The sequence below is a fragment of the Janthinobacterium sp. TPC_1 genome, assembly GCF_056037845.1.
On record NZ_CP195157.1, the window covers coordinates 4,331,923 to 4,353,571 of the forward strand.

The 21,649-nt window shown below is 53.4% G+C and carries 21 protein-coding genes; 17 read left to right on the forward strand and 4 right to left on the reverse strand.

Annotated elements, in window-relative coordinates; genetic code table 11:
* The first annotated feature begins 60 nt into the window (after positions 1-60).
* The 15 genes from ACQVLG_RS21180 to ACQVLG_RS21250 all read left to right on the forward strand — a co-directional run bounded on the left by ACQVLG_RS21180 (position 61) and on the right by ACQVLG_RS21250 (position 17,386).
* Complete coding sequence (locus ACQVLG_RS21180; protein WP_474290877.1) at positions 61-819, forward strand: hypothetical protein; 759 nt, start codon at positions 61-63, stop codon at positions 817-819.
* Positions 816-1,829 (forward strand): type VI secretion system Vgr family protein, encoded by a 1,014-nt coding sequence (locus tag ACQVLG_RS21185; protein WP_474290878.1) that lies wholly within the window; start codon positions 816-818, stop codon positions 1,827-1,829. Before ACQVLG_RS21180 ends, ACQVLG_RS21185 begins: the two co-directional genes overlap by 4 nt.
* Positions 1,745-3,730 carry a type VI secretion system Vgr family protein gene (locus ACQVLG_RS21190; RefSeq protein WP_474290879.1) on the forward strand — a complete coding sequence of 662 codons (1,986 nt, stop codon included), beginning with the start codon at positions 1,745-1,747 and terminating at the stop codon, positions 3,728-3,730. The genes ACQVLG_RS21185 and ACQVLG_RS21190 overlap by 85 nt, the downstream gene beginning before the upstream one ends.
* Before the next feature lies 1 nt (position 3,731).
* The gene (locus ACQVLG_RS21195; protein ID WP_474290880.1) at positions 3,732-4,955 is read left to right on the forward strand and encodes a hypothetical protein; all 1,224 of its coding nucleotides are present in this window, start codon (positions 3,732-3,734) and stop codon (positions 4,953-4,955) included.
* 130 nt (positions 4,956-5,085) lie between these two features.
* Positions 5,086-5,328, forward strand: coding sequence for an AHH domain-containing protein (locus tag ACQVLG_RS21200; RefSeq protein WP_474295744.1), 243 nt, complete (start codon positions 5,086-5,088; stop codon positions 5,326-5,328).
* Entirely contained in the window at positions 5,310-5,657 is a 348-nt protein-coding gene (locus tag ACQVLG_RS21205) for a hypothetical protein (RefSeq protein WP_474290881.1), read from the forward strand. Before ACQVLG_RS21200 ends, ACQVLG_RS21205 begins: the two co-directional genes overlap by 19 nt.
* A 50-nt stretch (positions 5,658-5,707) precedes the next feature.
* A complete protein-coding gene (locus tag ACQVLG_RS21210; RefSeq protein ID WP_474290882.1) occupies positions 5,708-6,280 on the forward strand; it encodes an imm11 family protein in 573 nt (190 codons plus the stop codon).
* A 116-nt stretch (positions 6,281-6,396) separates the two neighbouring features.
* On the forward strand, positions 6,397-7,014 hold the full coding sequence (locus ACQVLG_RS21215) for an imm11 family protein (RefSeq protein ID WP_474290883.1): 618 nt from the start codon (positions 6,397-6,399) through the stop codon (positions 7,012-7,014).
* Positions 7,015-7,288: 274 nt separating this feature from the next.
* The gene (locus ACQVLG_RS21220; RefSeq protein ID WP_474290884.1) at positions 7,289-7,909 is read left to right on the forward strand and encodes a hypothetical protein; all 621 of its coding nucleotides are present in this window, start codon (positions 7,289-7,291) and stop codon (positions 7,907-7,909) included.
* A 216-nt stretch (positions 7,910-8,125) separates the two neighbouring features.
* Entirely contained in the window at positions 8,126-10,942 is a 2,817-nt protein-coding gene (locus ACQVLG_RS21225; protein WP_474290885.1) for a type VI secretion system Vgr family protein, read from the forward strand.
* A 55-nt stretch (positions 10,943-10,997) separates the two neighbouring features.
* Positions 10,998-11,930 carry a DUF4123 domain-containing protein gene (locus ACQVLG_RS21230; protein WP_474290886.1) on the forward strand — a complete coding sequence of 311 codons (933 nt, stop codon included), beginning with the start codon at positions 10,998-11,000 and terminating at the stop codon, positions 11,928-11,930.
* Positions 11,917-14,811: a T6SS effector BTH_I2691 family protein gene (locus ACQVLG_RS21235; RefSeq protein WP_474290888.1), complete on the forward strand. Its 2,895-nt coding sequence runs from the start codon at positions 11,917-11,919 to the stop codon at positions 14,809-14,811. Before ACQVLG_RS21230 ends, ACQVLG_RS21235 begins: the two co-directional genes overlap by 14 nt.
* On the forward strand, positions 14,808-15,617 hold the full coding sequence (locus ACQVLG_RS21240; protein ID WP_474290889.1) for a hypothetical protein: 810 nt from the start codon (positions 14,808-14,810) through the stop codon (positions 15,615-15,617). The genes ACQVLG_RS21235 and ACQVLG_RS21240 overlap by 4 nt, the downstream gene beginning before the upstream one ends.
* A 162-nt stretch (positions 15,618-15,779) precedes the next feature.
* On the forward strand, positions 15,780-16,292 hold the full coding sequence (locus tag ACQVLG_RS21245) for a hypothetical protein (RefSeq protein WP_474290890.1): 513 nt from the start codon (positions 15,780-15,782) through the stop codon (positions 16,290-16,292).
* Positions 16,293-16,690: 398 nt separating this feature from the next.
* Positions 16,691-17,386: a putative type VI secretion system effector gene (locus ACQVLG_RS21250; protein WP_474290892.1), complete on the forward strand. Its 696-nt coding sequence runs from the start codon at positions 16,691-16,693 to the stop codon at positions 17,384-17,386.
* Between the two features lie 136 nt (positions 17,387-17,522).
* Here the strand turns inward: ACQVLG_RS21250 and ACQVLG_RS21255 are convergent, their stop codons facing one another.
* Positions 17,523-17,804, reverse strand: a complete 282-nt coding sequence (locus ACQVLG_RS21255; RefSeq protein ID WP_474290893.1) for a hypothetical protein — start codon at positions 17,802-17,804, stop codon at positions 17,523-17,525.
* Between the two features lie 197 nt (positions 17,805-18,001).
* Here ACQVLG_RS21255 and ACQVLG_RS21260 point away from each other — a divergent pair, with 197 nt between their 5' ends.
* The gene (locus tag ACQVLG_RS21260) at positions 18,002-18,697 is read left to right on the forward strand and encodes a putative type VI secretion system effector (protein WP_474290894.1); all 696 of its coding nucleotides are present in this window, start codon (positions 18,002-18,004) and stop codon (positions 18,695-18,697) included.
* A gap of 193 nt (positions 18,698-18,890) precedes the next feature.
* Here the strand turns inward: ACQVLG_RS21260 and ACQVLG_RS21265 are convergent, their stop codons facing one another.
* Genes ACQVLG_RS21265 through ACQVLG_RS21275 form a run of 3 tightly spaced genes read right to left on the reverse strand, consistent with a single transcriptional unit; the run spans position 18,891 to position 20,663 of the window.
* Complete coding sequence (locus ACQVLG_RS21265) at positions 18,891-19,160, reverse strand: ankyrin repeat domain-containing protein (RefSeq protein WP_474295746.1); 270 nt, start codon at positions 19,158-19,160, stop codon at positions 18,891-18,893.
* Positions 19,058-19,423, reverse strand: coding sequence for a hypothetical protein (locus ACQVLG_RS21270; protein WP_474290895.1), 366 nt, complete (start codon positions 19,421-19,423; stop codon positions 19,058-19,060). The genes ACQVLG_RS21265 and ACQVLG_RS21270 overlap by 103 nt, the downstream gene beginning before the upstream one ends.
* Before the next feature lie 40 nt (positions 19,424-19,463).
* Positions 19,464-20,663: a YbfB/YjiJ family MFS transporter gene (locus ACQVLG_RS21275; RefSeq protein ID WP_474290896.1), complete on the reverse strand. Its 1,200-nt coding sequence runs from the start codon at positions 20,661-20,663 to the stop codon at positions 19,464-19,466.
* Between the two features lie 307 nt (positions 20,664-20,970).
* Between ACQVLG_RS21275 and ACQVLG_RS21280 the strand changes: the two genes are divergently transcribed.
* Positions 20,971-21,645 (forward strand): CsgG/HfaB family protein, encoded by a 675-nt coding sequence (locus tag ACQVLG_RS21280; RefSeq protein ID WP_230538325.1) that lies wholly within the window; start codon positions 20,971-20,973, stop codon positions 21,643-21,645.
* The last annotated feature ends 4 nt before the right edge of the window (positions 21,646-21,649 follow it).

Genomic DNA, 21,649 nt, shown 5'->3' on the forward strand with positions numbered 1-21,649 from the left:
ATGCGTCACGCTTTTTTTTATTGTCGTAAGGTGTTGTAAATATTGACAGGAGTTAAGATTTTGCAAAGCAATGACGACAGCCGACGGCCATCGACACGGCCCAGCTTACTGACGCCCGCGCAACAGGCCGAGGCCGACCGCAGCCGTATCCTGAACCACCTTGAAGGCGGCCGCCGGCCCGCGCCCGTGCCACATGACGGCAGGCGCATCGGCCGGTGGGCCGTCTGGGTGGGCATGCTGGCTGGCGCCATGCTGTTGCTGGCCACCGGTGCCTGGCTGGGGCAAGGCGAAACGGCGGCGCAGGCCGAACCGGCATTGGCCAGCACGGCGCCAGCGCCGGAAACGCCAGCCGCCGCCCCTGTCACCGCCGCGGCCAGCATACGCGAGGAGGAGCAGCAGGCACTGCCGCAGCAGAGCTTGAGCGAAATGCTGGACGCCGACCTGCCGGCTCCGGTTTCGGCTCCCGTACCCAGCGCCAGGGATGTGCTGAGCAAGGCTCTTGAGAGGCCGCAGAAGAGCGCGCCCAAGGCGGCGCCGCCAAAAAAACCAACGGCCAAGCCGCTCAAGCCTGCGGCACCGGCCAAGCCCGCCACCACGCCGGAACAGGAAAACGACGTGGCCCTGCTGGCCGCGCTGGTCTCGCACGCCCAGGCGGCCAAGCCGCCCAAAAAAACGCCGTCCAGCCTGCAAGCCCAGTTGCAGCAATGCAGCAAATTGAAACCGGCGGCGGCCGATAGCTGCCGTCAGAGAACGTGCGCCGGCCGCGTCGACAAGCCCCTGTGCAAGGCGGCCAAGGCAGCGGCGAAAGGCGCGCGATGAGCGCAGCGCTGCTGGACCAGGTGGGCGCCGCGTTGGGAGCGTTCTCCAGCATCACGCGCTTGTACGAGCTCAAGCTTGAAGGTGACGGCGCGCAAGAGACTGCGCCCCTGCTGGTGGAAGCGTTCGCCTGCGACGAGCAATTGCAGACGCCGGGCGCGCGCGATGTCATCGTGCTGTCGACCAGCGCCGAGCTGGCGCTGGCGCCCATGCTGGGCAAGCTGGCCACGCTGCAGGTGAGCCTGTTTGATGGCAGCCGCGCCAGTTTCAGCGGCCATATCAGCGAGGCGGCCATGCTGGGCAGCCTGGGCGGCCTGGCGCGCTACCGGCTGCGCCTGACACCGTGGTTGTGGCGGCTGGGCCAGGTGCGTAACAGCCGCGTCTGGCAAGACAAGTCCGTGATCGAGATCGTCGAGTCCGTGTTCCAGGCCTATGCGCCGGCGGCGTTATGGCGCTGGAGCGACGACACGCGCCCGTTCATGGACGGCGCTGCGGCGCGCAGCTATTGCTGCCAGTACCGCGAATCGGACCTCGATTTCGTAAGCCGACTGCTGACGGAAGAAGGGCTGGCATGGCGCTTTGAGGAACAGGACGGCGGCCATTGCCTGGTGCTGTTTGCCGACAGCAGCGCCGACAGCGCCGTGCCGGAAGATGCGTCCAGCGCGGTCGGCGGCGGCATCCGCTTTCATGGCGCGAGGGTTGGCGAGCAGGGCGACACGCTGCAGGCATTCAGCACGGCGCGTTCGCTGAGCACGGCGCTGGCGACGGTGCTCAGTTATGACTACAAGGCAAAGCAGGCGGTCGCGGCCAGCGTGCCGACCCGGACGGCGGTGGGCGGCCGGCAGGCGCCACTGCTGGAAAGCTACGATACACCGGGCCAGTATTACTATGCCGACGCTGCCAGGCCAGCCGCTACGCGCTGTTGCGCATGCAGGCGATCGAAGCGCGCGGCGAACGCTGCGTTGCGCGTTCGATGGTGCGCACCTTGCGCGCCGGTACGCGTTTTACCTTGACGCAAGGACCCTTGCAGGCGGCGGGCGGCGACACGCCGTCCTACACCGTGCTGCGCGTCTGCAGCGTGGGTGTCAACAACCTGCCGGCGCCGGCCCGGCAAGGATTGGCCGAACTGTTCGGCCCGATCCCGGAACTGCTGCAGGAAAGCCTGGGTACGCTGAACCTACGGCCGCATTACATTGAACATTTCGAGCAGGTGATCGCCCAGGCGGTGGCCAGCGGCTACGCCAACCACCTGGAAGCGATTCCTGCCGCCACGCCGTGGCGCCCGGTACTGGGCGAAAACGGACTGCGCCAACATCCGAAACCTACCGCCCTGGGCAGCCAGAGCGCCATCGTCGTCGGCGCCGACGGCAATGACGTGGCCAGCGGCGCCGATGAGATTTACTGCGACAAGCTGGGCCGGGTGCGCATCCGCTTTCACTGGCAGCAAGAGACTGGCGCAACGTGCTGGGTGCGGGTGGCCCAGCGCGCGGCCGGCGGCGGCATGGGCAGCCAGTTTTTGCCGCGCATCGGCCAGGAAGTGCTGGTGCAATTCCTGGAAAACGATATCGACCGGCCCGTCATCGTCGGCGCCCTGTACAACGGCCAGGGCGAGGGCGGCACCAAACCGACCCCAGGCGGCGTCGGGGGCGAGCCAGGCGACGCCGGCGTGTTCCAGCCGGCGCACGACCACGCCATCGCGGGCCAGGGCAATGTGGCGGGCGGCAACAGTCCGCTGTGGCATGGCGCCGCGGGCGCCAGCGCGGCGCACCGCAATGGCGCAGCGCAATGGGGCATCCGCAGCAAGGAATTCGGCAAGGCGGGCAGCGCGGCCGGCTACAACCAGTTGCTGTTCGACGACACCGACCAGCAGGGCCGCATCCAGCTGAAAAGCAGCCACGCGGCCAGCGAACTGAACCTGGGCCACCTGATCCATGGCGCCGACAACTACCGTGGCAGCCTGCGCGGTGCCGGCGCCGAGTTGCGCACCGACGCGTATGGCGTGGTGCGCGCCAGGGCCGGCTTGCTGGTAAGCAGCTATGTGCTTCTGCACGAGGCCGCGCAACGCGATCCGGCCGGCGACAATGCGGGCGGGATCGCGCTGATGAAACAGGCGGTGCTGCTGGGCGACACCTTCAGCGCTGCCGCCAAGACGCATCAAACGGTGGCCTACGCCAGCCATGTCGGCGCCAGCGCGCCGAATGCCAGCGAACTTGACGGCCAGGCGGCGCCCTTGAAAGCGATGCTGGCCAGCGTTTCCGGTATGCATGAACAGTTGCCGCACACAAAGGACGCCATCATCGCGATCGCCGCCAGGGCCGGACTGGGCGTTGTCGCGGGGCAAGACATGCAACTGGCCAGCGGCGAAACCGTCACCATGATGAGCGGCCAGGATACCCAGTTCACCGGTGGCGGCCAGTGGCGCGTGCACGCGGGCCAGGCCATCGGCGTGCTGGGCGGCGTGGTCAAGGCCGGCGAGGGTGATGCCGGGGTGCAACTGATCGCGGCCCAGGGCGCCATCGACCTGCAGGCGCAGGCCGACGTGCTCAACGTGCAGGCGCGTGACGAGGTCAACGTCATCAGCGCCAACGCGCATGTGGACTGGGCGGCGGCGAAAAGCATCCGCCTGTCGACGGCGGGCGGCGCGAATATCACCATCGAAGGCGGCAATATCACGATCCAGTGCCCGGGCAAGATTACGGTGCATGCGGGCAAGAAAAGCTTCAGCGGACCGACGAAACTGGACCATCTCATGCCAGTGTTGCCCAAAGAAGACAATACCTGGGTTGAACTCGAGGCAAGTTACGACGATGCATGGAATACACCTTGGCCTCTGGAACAGCTGAAATTCAAGGTCGATGGCAAGAGCATTTTACAGTCGGTCAATGTCAACCCGCTCAAATCAGGTAGCAAATAAGATGCAAGAGAAAGACTCGGAAATCAAGCACCTGCAGTTGCCGAAAGATGGTGCTGTGCTGGTGACCAGCGAACCCAAGGTGACGGAACGGGAAATCTTCGAAGACCGTGAATCCATCGTCCAGCGCCTGCATGCCACTTACCTCAACCTGACCGACCAGATGGCGGAATTCCAGAGGCTATGGGATGACGGCCCGACATTAGCGTTTATCAATAGCGCACGCGAGGGCTTGAATCAGGGGGGAGCCAGCTGGCTTGATGATCAGGCCGAGCTTTTCGAAGCCCGGACCTGGGTGGCAATAGGTGACAACATCAAAGAGAACGCAGGTACAGCTTATGACCGTCTTGGGACATACAGCGGGCAGCGTTATCGGGCACTTCAAAAGGAATTGAACAAGCATATCGATCATCCGGAAGATACCTTGTACAACTGGGCATGGTGGCGGAAGTCCATTGAAGATGAAGCGAGCGAACTGTATCGGCAGCAAGTCGGAAAATTGAAAAATACGGTTAATGCAATTTCCGACACTGCCGGGATGGTGCTCAATACAGCAGCAACAGCGAAGAAAATCTACAAGCATCGCACCGCCATCCTCAATCTGCCCAGTTTGATTGCCAATGGCGATCCAAAGCCGATCCAGGCGTTTGTCGACAGGGAATTGATGGATATCGATCCCAAACTGGCCAAGGCCATTAAAAATGACCCCAATTTTCCAGTTGTGCTGGAAATTATTGCCGACGCCGATAGCGCCTTGGCCTATGTCTCTTACGTTGGCTTGATGCTGGAAGCGATTCCGCCGAATTTCTATGCTTATGCGGCTGGCAAAGGGGGCGCGTATTTGATGATCGAGGTAGTCCTGCTGATTGTGACCGCTTTATTGAGTGCCGGAACCGCAGCAGCTGCACGCATCACCATGCTGGTCGCGCGGATTGCCGCAAGCAGCGCGAAAATCGCAACGGCAGGAAAGAAAATCAAGCGCGCGAAGGCAGCGGTGGATGCCCTGATAAGAATGCTGGAAGACTTGTCGAATGCGGTGGATGACTTGCACCAGCTCGGCGCCAAGCTGGTCAAGGCGCGCGCAAAAGGACTTCGCATCAAGGGGAAATCAAAGATGACGCTGAAAGCCAGGAAAGAAAGAAAGCATCAAACGCGACAAAAAATGTCGCTTGTGCGGCAGTACCGGGCACAGCACGCCGCGTGGCAGGCAGGGAACAGTGGTCTATAAATGATATTTTAAATTTATCGAGGCACGTATGGCATTGATTGGAAATTCATCCAAGGATAGTAAATACTTGAATCGAATTAAGGCGGTAATTGAAGGAGATCATCATCATCCTCGCAATAACGGCGTGAGAATGCAGGCGCATCATATTATTTCCGCAGAGGGTATGAAGCGAAGTCAGCTTGGGAAGAAAATAGAGAAGTTTGGCTATGATATTAATCTTCTGCCGAATCTTGTATTTATACCATGTACTTTGCAAGGGGCCTGTGTCACCTCAACGTTCAGTTACATCGAGGGAATCATACTGCAAATCAGGACTCTTATGATGACGATTCTGAACCCACGGACTACCACGATATGGTCGCAGAAAAAATAAAAGATCTTCGCTTGCCTCTTCATAAGGAATGCATTGGAAGTAAAATTGAAAATTCTGAAAAAATCATATCTGACCTCAATAAGCTTAGCAAGTGGATATTAAAATTAATTCAAAATAATCCTGGTGAGGCACCGTTGACGAGAATATCTAAAAATTTTTCTCGAAATATTCTTCAAGGATGTGGCAGTGTAGATTCAATAAAGAAATATAATGATAAAAAAATATGCAGTGTAAGTAGGGATCATTTTAATAAAAACGCAAAAGAGCAAATTAGTGAAAAAATTAATTTTAAAAAAATTAATAATTACATTTTAAAAATTGGAAAATAAATTGAAAAATTATGAGCAGCAATATTATTTTTTAAGAAAGAAAAAGGGAAATGAAAGTCTTCCTTCGCTATGTCCTGACGATAATACCTCAGATAAAAACTATGATTTCGAAGAGTTTCCAGTTGCTTCTTCCCCATTCTTTTTTCTTAATGCGGGAAGAGAATATAATAAAAAAAAGAAATATTCCATCTATGAAAAATATTCCGTCCATATTGTTTGATGGAACGAATTTGCTTGTGACTAGCAGCATGCGGGAGGAACTTCTTGAGCTGGATATTCCACATCTTCATATGCATCCATCGGTTTATATTCATGACGATGGACAATGGCATGAGGATTATTGGTACATGACATTTGTGGAAAGATTCGATTGTTGGAGTAGGGAGAAATCCGAATATGATAATGAAGATGAACCTATACAGCTTGGTGGATTTGATCTTTTTGAAGTTTATAAATTTCACTTTGATGAAAAGCTGTTGAATTCGATACCTCTATCTCAGCGCTTGCTTTTTAAGATGGGCGGTGCGGTGAATGCTTTTATTGTTTGCCATGAGTCAATTTTGAATATATTTAAATCAGGAGATGGCGATGGTGTAAGATTTGTAAAGGTGGAAGATTATTAATTCATGGAGTAATAAATTCAGGGGGCGAGCATGGAAACCAAGATCAATCGATACGGCCAGGTAGATTAATTGGCTATAAAAAGTCGAAAGCTATATTTTCATGATGGGAAGGTAATGTGAAGAAATATGAACAGCAATATTACTTTTTGAGAGTTGCAGATGATGAAAGGATTCCTTCAGTTTCTGCAGATGATGACACGTCAGATAAAAATTATGATTTCGAGGAATTTCCAATCGGCTCGCCTCCTTTTATGTTTTTTAACGCCGGGAGAGAATATAACGAAAAGAATGGGATTCCATTATTGAAAAATGTTCCGGCCATATTGTTTGATGGAACGAATTTGCTTGTGCCTGGCAGTATGAGAGAGGCACTTCTTGAGCTGAATATTCCCCATCTTCATATGCATCCTTCAGTTTATATCCACGATGATGGGCAGTGGCACGAAGACTATTGGTATATGACCTTTGTAGAAAGATTGGATTGTTGGAGCAGGGAGAAATCTGATTATGAAGATGAAATTGAACCCATACGACTGGGTGGATTTGAATTTTTTCTAGTTTATAAATTTTGTTTTGATGAGGAGTTGTTGAACTCGATGCCGCAATCCGAGCGTCTGCTGTTCAAAATGGGTGGAGCATTAAATGCTCTTATTGTATGCCATGAATCTATATTGGATATATTTAAATTGGGCGATGTGCATGGCATCAAATTCATAAAAGTTGAAGATTATTGATGCTCGGCGAGGGGAATATGTTGCGGTTGTCCGGAGAGCTGAAAGTTCGAGTGGCATATTGGATGTGATAAAGAGTATTCCTAATAAGGCAGCTCTCGCAAGAATTGCTGAGAATTCCCATTTTGAATTTGCAGGCTTGCGATGGGTGGATTCAGTAAGAAATGAAATAATAAAAAGAAATATGAGGTGCATGGTCAAAAAGAAGCGAAACTAAAACAAGTGAAATATAAATTGCAAAAGATCGACGATTCAAATTTCAAAATAGGGAAATGCAATGAAGAAATATGAGCAGCAATATTATTTTTTAAGTGAGTTGGAGGATGAGCGAGTTCCTTCACTGTCTCCAGATGATAATACATCTGATAGGAATTATAATTTTGAAGAGTTTCCAATCGGCTCTCCTCCATTTGTATTCTTTAATGGCGGAAGGGAATATAATGAAAAGCGAGGCATTCCATCGTTGAAAAAAGTACCATCCATATTGTTTAGCGGGACGGATTTGCTTGTAACCAGCAGCATGCGGGAGGAACTTCTTGAACTTGATATTCCGCATCTTCATATGCATCCATCGGTTTATATTCATGATGATGGACAATGGCATGAAGATTACTGGTATATGACTTTTACGGAAAGATTCGATTGTTGGAGCAGGATTAAATCTAATTATTTCAAAGATGCCGGACCTGTAAGTCTGGGTGGATTTGAGCTTTATGATGAGGTATTTGACTTCTGTTTTGATGAAGAGTTGTTGAATTCAATTCCGCAATCCAAGCGTTTGCTGTTCAAAATGGGCGGCGCTTTGAATGCTTTTATCGTATGTCATGAATCAATTTTGAATATATTTAAATCCGGTAAAGTCAATGGAATAGAATTTACCAAAGTCGAGGATTATTGATTTTTGTTGCAGGTAGGACTCATGAGTCCTGGTTGTTACCAGAGCTAAAAATTCTGCTGGGCGCGTGCTTTGGCCACAGCTTTGAACCAATGATTGCCGCAGTCCCGATTTCAATCGAATCACTCTTGCTATAACGAAATTTCTAGGGTGTAATGGCTTTGATAAAAGTGCTTATTTACTAATTTTGTGCGGGAAGCCGCGTGATGGAGTTTCCGGATGTCGATGTCCTTGCCCGCCAGTTTCACGCAAGCCAGCAGATTGCTACAGCTGACCACGCCCCTCGGCGCCGACCGCCTGCTGGCCGAATGCGTGCGCGGCGAGGAAGGCTTGAGCACGGGCTTCGTGTTCCAGATCGCGGCCCTGTCGACGGACGCCGCCATTTCCTTGCGCACCCTGATCGGCCAGCCGGCCTTGCTGCAATTGCTGACCTCCACCAGCGCCGACGCGCTGCGCCCGTTCCACGGCCATATCACCGCCGTTGAACTGGTCGGCGCGAACGGCGGCATGGCGCGCTATCACCTGACCCTGGAACCCTGGAGCGCGTTTCTTGCGCATGGCCGCGACAGCCGCGTGTTCCAGGACATGACGGTCTTCGACATCCTCGACGCGCTGTTTGCCGCCTATCAGGCGCAGGGCAAGCTGGCGCCGGTCTGGCGTTTCGATATTCTCGACCGCGCGGCATACCCGAAGCGCAGCCTGAGTACCCAGTACCAGGAAAGCGACTGGGCTTACGCGCAGCGCCTGATGCACGAGGAAGGGCTGTTTTATTACTATGAACACGGCGGCGATCCCGGCAGCCCCAGCCTGGGCAGCCACTGCCTGGTGATCGCGGACCATAACGGCGCGTTCAAGCCGAATGCCCAGAGCAGCATCAACTTCACGCAGCCGGGCGCCGTCATGAAGGTCGACAGCATCGACCGCTGGCGCACCGAATTGCGCCAGCAGACCAATGCCATCGAAATGGGCAGCTGGGATTACCGCTCGCTCGACCAGCGTGTCGCCAGCGCGGCGGCAGAGGCGGGCGGGGCGCAGGGCGTGGAGCTGCTTAGCCGCGACGCGCCCGGCGCCTATGCCTACGCTTCGCGCGAGCAGGGTCAGCGCATCGCGCGCAACCAGTTGCAGGCGCTGGAAGCGGGGAAGGAGATCCACGTGGCGGCCGGTACCGTGCGTACCTTGTCGCCGGGCACCACGTTTGTCTTGCAGGGACAGCCGGTGTTCGACGAGGCCGGCGGTGACGACGAACGCACTTTCCTGGTCGTGCGCACGGTCCACTTGATGCACAACAACTTGAGTGCGGATTTGCAGTCATCCATTGTGCAAACGCTCAAGACGGGTTTGCTCGATGCGGCCATCCGCAAGGAGCAAGCGGGCAGCCTGCACCGTATGCCGGCGCTGTTGGGCGCCATTGCCGAGCGGCCCCTGTATCGCAACCGCATCGATGCCATCCGCAGCAATATTGCTTATCGCGCCAGCGGCAAGGACCAGCATGGCCATTTGCTGCATCCGCGCCCGACCGTGCATGGCCAGCAGACGGCTGTCGTGGTGGGGCCGGCCGGCGCCGTGATTCACACAGACCGCGACCACCGCATCAAGGTGCAATTTCACTGGCAGCGCGGCGTCATGAGCCACAGCCGCCTTGACCATCCGCAAGGCGGAGGGCATACGGGCGCGCCGGGCGACGACAGTGCCGGCACCTGGGTACGCGTCGCTTCCACCATGGCGCCGGTGGCGGGCGCCAACTGGGGCGGCCATGCACTGCCGCGCATCGGCCAGGAAGTATTGATCGATTTTCTGGAAGGCAATATCGACCGGCCGGTCGTCATCGGCGCCGTCTACAACGGCCAGGGCACGGCCGATGCACAGAATAACCGCGTGAGCCATGGCGCGGGACCGGCCACCGGCAACGCGCCAGCCTGGTTTCCCGGCGAAGCGGGCGCGCATGCCCATCCGGCCGCGTTGTCCGGCATCAAGAGCCAGGCCATGCAGGCCAGCCAGCAGGGCGGCGCGGCGTACAGCCAGCTGGTGTTCGACGACAGCCCCGGCCAGCCGCGCGTGGCCCTGCAGCGCCATGCCGGCGCACACCAGGGCACTGCCGAGCTGAACCTGGGACATTTGCGCCATCAGACGGACAACCAGCGGCTGGCCGCCGCCGGCTTCGGCGCCGAACTGAAAACCGGGCACAGCGCCGCGCTTCGCGCAGGGCAGGGGTTGCTGTTGTCGACCGACGGGCGCAGCAACGCCAGCGGCACGCAGATGGATAGCAAGGAGGCGACGGACCAGATCGAACAGAGCCTGGTCTTGCTGACTTCGCTTGCGGAAACGGCGCAAAAGCACAATGCGGGGCTGAAAGGTGGCCAAGGGCAGGCCGAAGCGGCGCCCGACACCTTGCCGGCGCTGAAGCAATTGGCGCACAGCATAGAAATGCTCAAGGGCACGGCGGGCACGGGCGACGGCCAGGCGACGGCCTATGGCGCGCCGCAGCTGCAATTGTCCAGTCCGGCTGGCATCGCCGCCACCACGCCGCTCAATGCGCTCTTTGCAGCCGGCAATACCAGCAGCATCGCGGCAGGGCAGGACATCAATTTCGGCGCGCAAGGCAACCATTTTCATGCAATCAGTTCCGGCATCAGCCTGTTTACCTACGGCAAGGCCAGCAAGCCCGACAAACCGAACCAGGAAACCGGCATCCGCCTGCACGCCGCCAGCGGCAAGGTCAGCAGCCAGAGCCAGTCCGATGAAACAAAATTAACCGCAGACAAGGCCGTGACCGTGGCCAGCGTCAGCAAGAGCGTCAACGTGAGCGGCAAGCAGCATGTGCTGCTGACGGTGCAGGGCGCCTATATCAAGCTCGAAGGCGGCAATATTGAGATTCATGGACCCGGCAAAATGGAATTCAAGGCCGGCATGAAGGAGTTGACTGGGCCGGCGAGCGCCAGTCCTGCACCGATTGCCTTGCCGATAGGACAATTGAAAGGCTGTGCACTGAAACTTCTCGATGCCACGCAGGCGGGAGCGGCCAGTGTCAAACGATAAAGCGCCATCGCCAGCACTGTCTCCTGCCGCGGTATCGACGGCGCGCGCCGATGAAGTGCTCTACAACGTGGCCCGCGGCTATGACAGGACCGTCGTCCTGATCGACCAGTTCATCGACAATCCCCTGCGCGAGGCGATTGCGGCCCTGTCGCCGCCCGCGGCCAGCTTGCTGCTCGATGACCCGATCTTCGAGGATGACCTGCAGCGCGCGCCGATGCTGCTCGCCTTGTCCAACCAGCTGCCCGAGCACTATGCACTGGTCGAGCACAGCCTGAAGCTGGCGCAAGAGCAGCATGCCGAACCGGGCGGGGTGCCCGGCATTTGTGCCTGGCTATTTAGCAATGCGCCCCTGGAGCGCCTGCGCAGCGCCATGCTGGCGCGCCTGAATCTGCGCTATCCGTCCGGCGAAGCCGTCTACCTGCGCTATTTCGACCCGCGCGTCATGCCGCATCTGGCAAGACTGTTGCCGCCGTCTGACGCGGCAGGCCGGCCGGGGCGCAGCAGTTTTGCCGATCTGCTTGGTCCTGTGGAGACCTGGTGCCAGCTCGATCGCGAGGGGCAGCTGATCCTGCATGGCCATGCGCAGCCATTGTCGGCAGTACAAGACGTTCCCCTGCGCATCGATGAACCAACCAGGCAGGCGATGGATCGCATTGAGCAGATCAATCTGGTATTGCGCATCCTTTGCGCAAGGCAAACGCCAATCGGCGCCGGCATCGACGCGCAGATCGACCGCTATCTTGTCGACAGCGCAAGCGCGGGTCTGGCGCAGGCGGACGCAGATCCAGATCGCCTATGCCTGGCGCGCCGTCGAAAACGGCCAGGCCTTCACCTTGCACCCCGCCCTCGGGGAACTGATGCGGATGGCAAGCACGCAAGGCTTGCCACTGGATATAGTATTGAACGCCCGTCTGCATTCCCTAGGCTGATGCCCAGCAGAATGACCGCGTGCCGCCCACCCAACAGGAAGAGCAATGAAAGACTGTAAATTTTGCGATAAGAACGGCTTGTTCATTTTGCCGCTGCGCTATGCGGCAGTGGTCGGCGAGGGCGCGGCCAGTCAGGTCTCCGCCTTGCCCGGCAAGCTGGGCGACAAGGTCAGGCACATCAAGCTGGAGAACGCCGGCTATGCGCCGCGCCTGCTGCGCTCGGGATTCTTGTACGTGCTGATCAAGCGCGCCGGACTGCTGTACTGGGAAGGTTATTTTGCCGACGACGACGCGTTTCTGTCCAAATTTTCCGTCGATACGCCACCCTCGGCGGCAGTGAATTTTTCCTGTGACCGCACCACCTGCGGCATCAATGCCAGCATGATCGCGATCGACAAGATCGAGTTTGTCGAAAAAATCTACCTGTTGTTTACGCCAACTGCCATGACGCAAAACAGGCTCGACGCGTATGCGGCCAATGCCGACGCCAGAGCTGAAAAGGGACAGATGCAGGTTTTCCTGCCGAAGGAATGGGCTGCAGGCAGTACCGAGCAGCCGCACAGCCTGAAACCTGAAGAGCTTGGCAAGTATGTTCCCGAAGCCGTACTCGCCAGACAGTATCAGAATGCCTGGAAGAGCCCCTTGGGGAAGAATCTCATGCAGCAGCTCTACATGGGAAGTTACGATGCTTATGTAGGCATGGCAAATCTTCCACTGGCGACGCCGGGCGGGCGGATGGGGACGCTGGAAGAGAAAATGGTGGCGACGAAGGCGGCAGCATTTGTTCTGTTTGACCCGATCGGCATTACGCAGGAATTGAATGATTTCCGTAATGCCGCCCTGCAGCCGCTTGAAAATTTTCTCGATAGCGAGGACAAGGAAAAAGTCAGCAATCGGCGGAAGATGGACGTCATGGTCGGCATTGATGATATCAAGGACTGTGTCATCAAATATGGCGTGGAAATCAGAAAGAAAAATCTCGATGACATGGATTCGAGGGCACTTCCGGACATTAATAAGAATAATGCCGAAATGCTCAGGAAATTGAACCGTGTAAAAGAAGCTGAAATAATCGAAGAGAGAATGAGGAAAATTGCTGACGCGCGCGAGAAAAGGCGCGAGCAGATCCTTGCGACAAGTGAGCAGGACGCACGCGCAAACTTCGAGAAGAAATATGAGTCGCTGATCTCTGTCGCGGAAATCGATTTGCTGCGCAAGACGCTGGATAAACTGTCGCAGGAAGCCGAGGCAAGATCGAGGAAGAGAACTGCCGATCATGTCAAGTGGGTAACCTCCACGGAGTTGGTTGAGGCATTTGATAGTTATGACGAGGAAAATATCGGTAGCGGATTTTGCTTTACTTTTGAATATTCCCGGTGTGTGTTTGGCATGTTTTCCGGCAAGGAAAATGCACCTGTTCTTAAAAATTGGATGAATGTGAGTTCAATTGAAAGAAAAAATTTGTACATGCGGTCAAATTTCTACAACCATAAGTCTTTGTATGACCTTGCGGAAAAGGCCTTTAAAGATGCTAAAGAACAAGTTGATGCTGCAGGGGATATTTCAAAAGTACAGGCGGCACCATGGTTAAAAGCCGGCAAGGGCCTGATTGACTCCTTTAAGAAAATTGATTCCGCATGGGATGAATGGTTGCGTGATGGCGGAGTCCTTAAAATTCACAACAAGGATCCAACGGCCAAGACGGATAAGCCGATAGTAAATTTATCAAAGTACCATCGAACTGCGGAAGGGATGGCATTTGCAAAAATCTCGGAGTGGACGCAAGCAATGTTCACTAAAAGCGGGAAGTTGGACAAGGCAATTTCCAGCATCGTCGGCGTATTGCTGTATTCAAAATTGGCGGATCTTGCTGAAAAAATAAGCTTCGATGAATTGATGCTTCCTCTGAAGAAAAAAAATATTGAAGAATTAAGAGAAAAAACAAAGAAATATTCTGAAGCGCTGAAATCGGAAAATGAAAAAAACAAATTAGAGCAAGGAATCGAAAAGAAAGCTGAGCGCATGGCGCGAACAGAGGCGACCAAAACTGCTCGAGCAGATGCGGCAAAAGTGGAAGGGAGCATACAAAATTTGATAGGGGATGAGCAGGAAAAGGTAAAAAGAAAGGTGAAGATTGCATTGGACGAACTGGACGTGGGTAAAAGGCCCGAGACCAATAATTTTCGCCATGCTCGCATTGGTGTTCTTTTGATGTCAATTGAAAGCCTTTCCCTGGCAACCAAATTGCCTCATTTTAACGATTCAGGCAGACTAAAGTCTGAGGTGATAGCCTCAATATTGTCACTGAGCAGTATATCTTTTGATCTGGTTTATGCTGTTACAAAATCTATAAGGGAAATATCCCCTTATAGTAAAATTAGCGGAATAAACAAGGCGGCAGATGTTATTCGAGGTGGATTTAAAATGGCTGCCGGGTTACTTGGGGCTCTTTCTGGTTTTATGATAGTTTGCTTGGATATTGATTCGGCTTATGATGAAATCAAGAAAGAGCGATCTGATGGAATTTTAGTGGCGATTTATACTAGCCGAGCTGTCTTTGGTGCCATTAACATGGGTTTAGGCTTGACCGCTGCATTGTCCTACTGTGCTCCTTTATTGACACGATTGGCAGGATCTCAGCTGGCGAAAAATTTCAGTTTTTCTTTAAAGGCAATAAATTATTTTGGTGGATTGGCAACAAGCTTGATAGGTGGAAGAACTATTTTATTGATAAGATTGGCTCGATTTAATCTGATTGGTCTCGGGATAACTGTTGTTGAAGTCGGATATCGGGTATGGATCATGGATGATGAATTGGAGAATTGGTTTCAAGCGTGTACTTTTAGAAAAAGAAGAGGATGGCTTTCTGAAAAACCATTTACTAATGTTGAGCAGGAGTTAATGGAGTTACAGAAAGCTTTTAAGGCAATTCAATCATGAATTTCGAGGTGAATGTGGCAGAGGAGAAAAATGAAAATATGTTTTCCAATGACGCTTTTTTTACAGTGGAAGGACGAATAACAGAGATTCAAATTGCTGCAACAACTATAAATTTACTCAGAAAAATAGAAAAAAATATTGAGGCAAAAAACCTTGCAGGGGGTGTCGCTGCCGCTATCAATGGCATGCCTGGAACATTGGCAACTTCAGCCATGCTAAGTTTGTACGATGGCGAAGATGTGCATAGTTTTGCCGGACTGGTCAATGGCGAAGTCGTGTGTGGAACTTTTGTCGATGCGGACAAGATCCGGGATGGCGATGTCGTCAAATTGGTCGTGACAAGAAGGGGTGATGTCCTGCACGTACATAGTTTGCTACGTATTGAGGATAGCTTGTTATTGATGCCCCTGAATGCGTATTGCGGAGAACGCGCCTTTTTTTGGAGTTGCATGAGATTCGCAAGAAACATGACGCTATTTGTTTGGTTTGTTTTGTTTTCCGGATTTTTCTTGTTTGTCGATGTGTCGCTGGAAAGAAAGGAGGATTTGATTACGGCATGTGGTGCGATATTACTGATGCCCCCGATTTTCTGTTTCCCTTTCGAGTATTGGACATATAAGACCATGCGTGACTATTCAATATATGCTGAGAAAATATTCGTCGCTTATGGATTTCCAAGGCCGGAAATATTTGATGCGCGTCGCGGAATTACTTTTTTTGAGAGTGATGGCAATAAATTTTTTGCGACTAATTGTGAACTGGCGCTGAAAAAACACAAGTCGAAGTACAATATGGCATCTGCCTGATTATTTGAGCGGCAAATTTGCAAGTTCCTCTTGCGGGTTTTATTGTATTTTTGAGCCGAAATGAATTGTTGCACGCCAAATAGAGGTGCATCCTCACCTTGTCTACGTGGTGAAATCGCAGAAAACATCAAAATAGATTCAGTCGTAATTATCAGGGTGCGTATGATGGCAGCAAAGAGTAATAAACATGCTTCTCCCGAGGAAGCTTTTTTTACTGTGGAAGGAAAAATCACAGAATTTCATGTAGCTGCAACAAGTGTAAATTTGCTCAGTAAAATTGAAAACAGCCTTGCGGAAAAGAATCTGGCAGCTGGTATCGCCGCCGCAATCAATGGCATGCCGGGGGTATTGGCAAATGCAGCCATGCTAAGTTTTTACGATGGCGAAGATATGTTCAATTTTGCCGGGTTGGTTAACGGGAAAGTAGTCTGTGGGGTTTTTAGCGACGCTGACAAGATCAAGGATGGCGATTTTATTAAATTGGTAGTCACAAAGAAAAAGGATGTGCTGTACGTGCATAGTTTGCTCCGTATTGACGATAGCTTGTTGCTAATGCCTCTGAATACCTATTGCGGGGAGCGTGCCTTTTTTTGGAGTTGCATGAAATTTGCGCGGGAATATGATATTGTTTATGTGGATTATGGCTTTTGCTGCATTTTTTTTTTCATATGTTGATGTATCTGTAGAAAACAAAGAATATTTAATTGTGACATGTGGAATTATATTATTGGTGCCTTTGATTTTTTGGTTTCCTTTCGAATATTGGACATTCAGAACCATGCGTGACTATTCAATATACGCGACAGAAATTTTCGCTGCCCATGGTTTTCCAAGGCCAAGTGACTTTGATATGCGCTCTGGCGCTACTTTATTCAAGGATCACAGCTATGGTTTTATTGGATACAGTTGCGAATTGGCTTTGAAAAAACACAGGTCGAAATACAAAATTCAATCTGCTTGATAATTTCCTCATACATTTCCGTTACTTTCCAAGTTGGATCTGAGTCGCTTCCTCCCCGAAATTGATGGCATTGCTGTAAAGATATTGCCAGTTCAGCGATCGAGAAAATCATATGCATGAATTCTCCTATAAGTTGGTCAGCGGTGTTGTTGAGGAGTTAAGAACTTCCGACATGCATGTGAATTATTTGAAGAGTGCCGCATCGTTCAAAAAAATGTCCGGTTTGACCTCGATCGTGCAGGCTGCCACGGGCGAATCAGGCGCTGTTCACAGTGCGCAGGCGGCAGCAAGTGACGGAGATCCTGTTACAGGCTTCAGCATGAGTGTGGGCGGCAAGTTAGTTACCGGAAGTTTTTGGGAGGTTGATTTTAGAGACGGAGACGAGGTTCAGATTGTGGGATATGAAAAAGGCAATGAGTTTATCGCTGTCGCAGTCGTTGATGTAAAGGAAGAAAAAATATGGATGCAGCCACATTGTGAACGTGGAACACTTGCCAAAAAATATCATCTTTTAAAATGCTGTGGATATTCTTTTATTGGATTATGTATTTTTGAAATTTTATTGGGATTTTTTACTGGATTTCCGATTTGGTTTGTTTTGATTTGCTCTGCTTTTATTAACCCAATTATTTTGTTTGTAACTGTTGGATTAAGCTGGAAGGATTTTATGAATTTTGCAAAAGAAATGAATGAGGTAGGAAAGGCGCTAGTGATCGCTGAGCCGGAAAAAATTGATCTTTTTAAAAGTACGAGAAAATCCAGAAAGTCAGGGAAGCCAGCTTTGCCGATGGGTGTGTATTATCTTTAAGTGTGAGGGCGCTACTCTATAGAGATATTTCCAGATGCCATAGATCCTGATGTAAATTTCATCCATCGGCCAGCTCAGTCGACCGGACGCTTGTGCTTGTAAGCCATCTTTTCGATGAGCAACAGGAGTCGATCGCCTACCTGTTGATCGATGAATGGTTAACCGATACGCCGCGCCTCTCCATCAAATTTTGAAGATGGATATCTGATGTAGAGCAGGAATGACGAATGGGTGAACCGGTTTCAAGCATGAAAATGGAGGAAAAGATGAGAGTAGCTTGGCGAATAGCCGTTTGATTCTGTTGAAAAATTAATGCAATTGCAGAAGGCATTAAAGACGGTTCAACCATAATTTTTAGGAAGCGCATGGTGGCTGAAGAGAATAATGAAAATACATCTTCCGACAAGGCTTTTTTCATAGTGGAAGGGAAAACTCACAGAATTTCATATGGCTGCAACAAATGTAAATTTACTTGGTAAAATACAAAATTCAATCTGCTTGATAATTTCCTCGATACATTTCCGTTACTTTCCAAGTTGGATCTGAGTCGCTTCCTCCCCGAAATTGATGGCATTGCTGTAAAGATATTGCCAGTTCAGCGATCGAGAAAATCATATGCATGAATTCTCCTATAAGTTGGTCAGCGGTGTTGTTGAGGAGTTAAGAACTTCCGACATGCATGTGAATTATTTGAAGAGTGCCGCATCGTTCAAAAAAATGTCCGGTTTGACCTCGATCGTACAGGCTGCCACCGGCGAATCAGGCGCTGTTCACAGTGCGCAGGCGGCGACAAGTGACGGAGATCCTGTCACAGGCTTCAGCATGAGCGTGGGCGGCAAGTGGGTTAGCGGGAGTTTTTGGGAAGTTGATTTTAGAGACGGAGATGAGGTTCAGGTTGTGGGATATGAAAAAGGCAATGAGTTTATCGCTGTCGCAGTCGTTGATGTAAAGGAAGAAAAAATATGGATGCAGCCACATTGTGAACGTGGAACACTTGCAAAAAAATATCATCTATTAAGATGTAGTGGGTATTTTTGCACAGGTTTATACATCCTTACTCTTGGAATGGGGTTTTTTGGGAATATTCCATTATGGTTGATGTTGATTACTGCGACTATAACAGCGCAAGTTATTTTATTTGCAACAGTAGGATTGAGTTGGTCAGATTTTATGGATTTTTCAAAAGAAATGGATAGAGTTGGAGCAGCATTAGGGATTGATCACCCGCAAAAAATTGATCTTTTTAAAAGTACGAGAAAATCCAGAAAGTCAGGAAAGCCCGCTTTGCCGATGGGCGTGTACTATCTTTAAATTAGATAAGTAAAATGTACGATCCCGTTGATTTTCCTAGTGAGCTGCTCCTTTCTGGGGTAGAAATGAAGCATCTTCATTTTTCTGGACAAGGATGGCCGCAGGTACTTAGCGCTCGATGCTCTGGCGGTCGTAATCGCGCGCCATCTCCCGCGATGCCGTAGCGCGACTACTGGCAGACAGTGCCCCTGTTTTATTCCGCTTGGCCCAGGCTGGCCAGACGTGCCAGGGTCTCTTGCGCATTCATGCTCCTGGCCAGCGTGACGGCAGTCATGCCGCGGCTGTCCACGGCATCGATGCGGGCGCCGTGCTGCAGCAGCAGGTCGAGGATGGCCAGGCGGTTGAACATGGCTGCCATCATCAACGGGGTCTTGCCGTCCGGGCTGGCGCCGTCCACGCTGGCGCCGTGCAGGAGCAGCAGTTCGGCGAGCTCCAGGTAGCCCTTGTAGGCCACGCCGGCCAGCGGCGTCTGGCCCTGGTCGTTCGGGACGTTGGCGTCGGCGCCCGCTGCGAGCAGCAGGCGCGATGTTCCAGGTGGCCATGGTAGCTGGCCAGCATGATCAGGCTGTCGCCTTTTTCGTTGCGGAAGTTGACCGGCACGCCCTGGGCCACCATGGCGCCCAGTTGCTGCGTATCGCCTTCGCGCACTAGGGCAAACAGGCCCTGGATGAATTCCAAGGTTTCGGCATCCATCGTTGCCGGGCGTTTGCGCGCATCGTCGTTCATCGTCTTCTTTCCGCCAAGGTTAATTAATGCCTTTAGTCTACTATGCGGCCGGCGCCAGCGCCTTTTGCCGCGCAGCCAGCGCCGCGCCGATGAAGAGGGCGATGGCCGAGGCGATCAAGCCCCGTTCCAAACCGGCCGGGCCATCGGCGATCCAGCCGACGACGATGGGGCCGACGATCTGGCCCAGCGCGAACACGGTCGTGTAGGCGGTGATGCCGGCCGTCCACGATTGCTGCGGCAAATTATGCCGCACCAGGGCCGTGGTCGAGGCCACCACCGACAGGAACACGGCGCCGAAGACCAGGCCGGAGAGGAACACGACGGGCACAAAGCTTGTCAGCGCGGGCAGGATGGTCACCGCGCCCAGCACGCCATTCAATATCGCCAGCGATTCGCCGCCCTTGTAGCGGTCGAGCATGCGCGCCCAGATGCGTGACGACGCCACCACCGCCAACCCCAATAAGGTGTAGAAGACAGTGATCAAGGTGGCACCCATGCCTTGCTGCTTGAGCAGGGCGATGACGAAGGTCATGTAGCCGATGTAGCCGACGCCAAACATGAAATAGCCGGCCAGGCTGGGGGAAAAGTCGCGCCAGGCGAAACGCCGCGCCGTGTCGACGGCGCGCGGCGCTTCGCCGATCGCCTTCGCCGGCAGGGCCATGATGGCGGTGGCGGCCAGGCAGGCCGTGCCCAGTGCCAGCCAGGGCCATTGCCAGGCATGCGCGGCGCCGTGCGCCTGGGCGGACGTCAATGTGGCCGGCACCAGCAGGGCCGACAGGGCGATGCCGAAGCCCGTGCCGCCATAGTACAGGCCGATATACAGGCCGGCGCGCCGGCTGTGCATGGAGCCGAGGCGCGCCGCCAGCACGCCGCCGGCGATAAAGATGAAGGCGCTGGCCACGCCCGCGCACACGCGCTGCAGGAACAGGGCGGCCGTATCGCTGACCAGGCCCGACAGCAGCATGAAGACGCTGGCCAGCACGCAGCCGGTCATCAGCAAGCGCCACACGCCCAGGCGGCGCATCAGGGCCGGCGTGGCCAGGGCGCCGAGAAAGTAGCCGAGCGCATTGAAGGTATTCATGGCCCCGGCCAGCAGGTATGACCAGCCCAGGTCGGCGCGCATGGGCGGCAGCAGCAAGCCATAGGAAAAGCGCGACAGGCCCAGGGCTATGGCGGCGCCCAGCGAGAGCGCCAGCGCCGTGGCCAGCGGATGGGCCGGGGAATGATCGTGTGTCGGCATGGCCTGGTGACCCGTCTATGTGAGAGCGTGGAGTTGGCGCCGGGTGGGGCAGGCCGGCGGGCAAGGTCTGTGGCGGCAGTGGCGTACGGCGCTGCCTGCACGCTCTTTTACTGCTAAGTTAATGAATCGGCTCCGGGAAGTCAAGCAGGCGCGCGCCTGACGTGGCTGGCAACAATGCAATCCTTGCCATCGTTACTTTTGGAGAGAATTATAAGACATGCAATGCCATATAATTGCATTTAGGAAAGTAACTTGCTTATAATCAATTTTGTGAGTTGCTCCTGATCCTACATATCATAAGGGCACTATGAACAAGAATAAACCCGGCGCGTTGTTGATTGCAGCGCTGATTGGCGCGGCCCTGGCTGGCTGCGCTTCCGAATCCTCGCAAGCTTTGGCTGTCCCCACGGTTGCCAGCGCAGCCCGTCCCTACGTTGGTCCTCGTACCCTGATCGCTGTCGGCAAATTCGACAACCGCTCGAACTTCATGCGCGGCATCTTTTCCGATGGCGTCGACCGCCTGGGCAGCCAGTCGAAAACGATCCTGATTGCGCATCTGCAGACGTCCAACCGTTTCAACGTGCTCGACCGCGACAACATGGCGGAACTCAAGCAGGAAGCCGATTTCAAGAAGCAGGGCCAGAATATCAAGGGCGCCGATTTCGTCGTCACGGGCGACGTGACCGAATTCGGCCGCAAGGAAGTTGGCGATAAGCAATTGTTCGGCATCATGGGCCGCGGCAAGACGCAAGTGGCGTATGCCAAGGTCACCTTGAACATTGTCAATATCGCCACCTCGGAAGTCGTGTACTCGGCTGGTGGTGCCGGCGAATACAGCCTGTCGAATCGTGAAGTGCTGGGTTTTGGCGGCACCGCCAGCTATGACGCCACCCTGAACGGCAAAGTCCTGGACCTGGCCATGCGCGAAGCCGTCGAGCGCCTGGTGGCTGGCGTCGAAGCGGGCGCATTGCGCAAACAATAAGGTT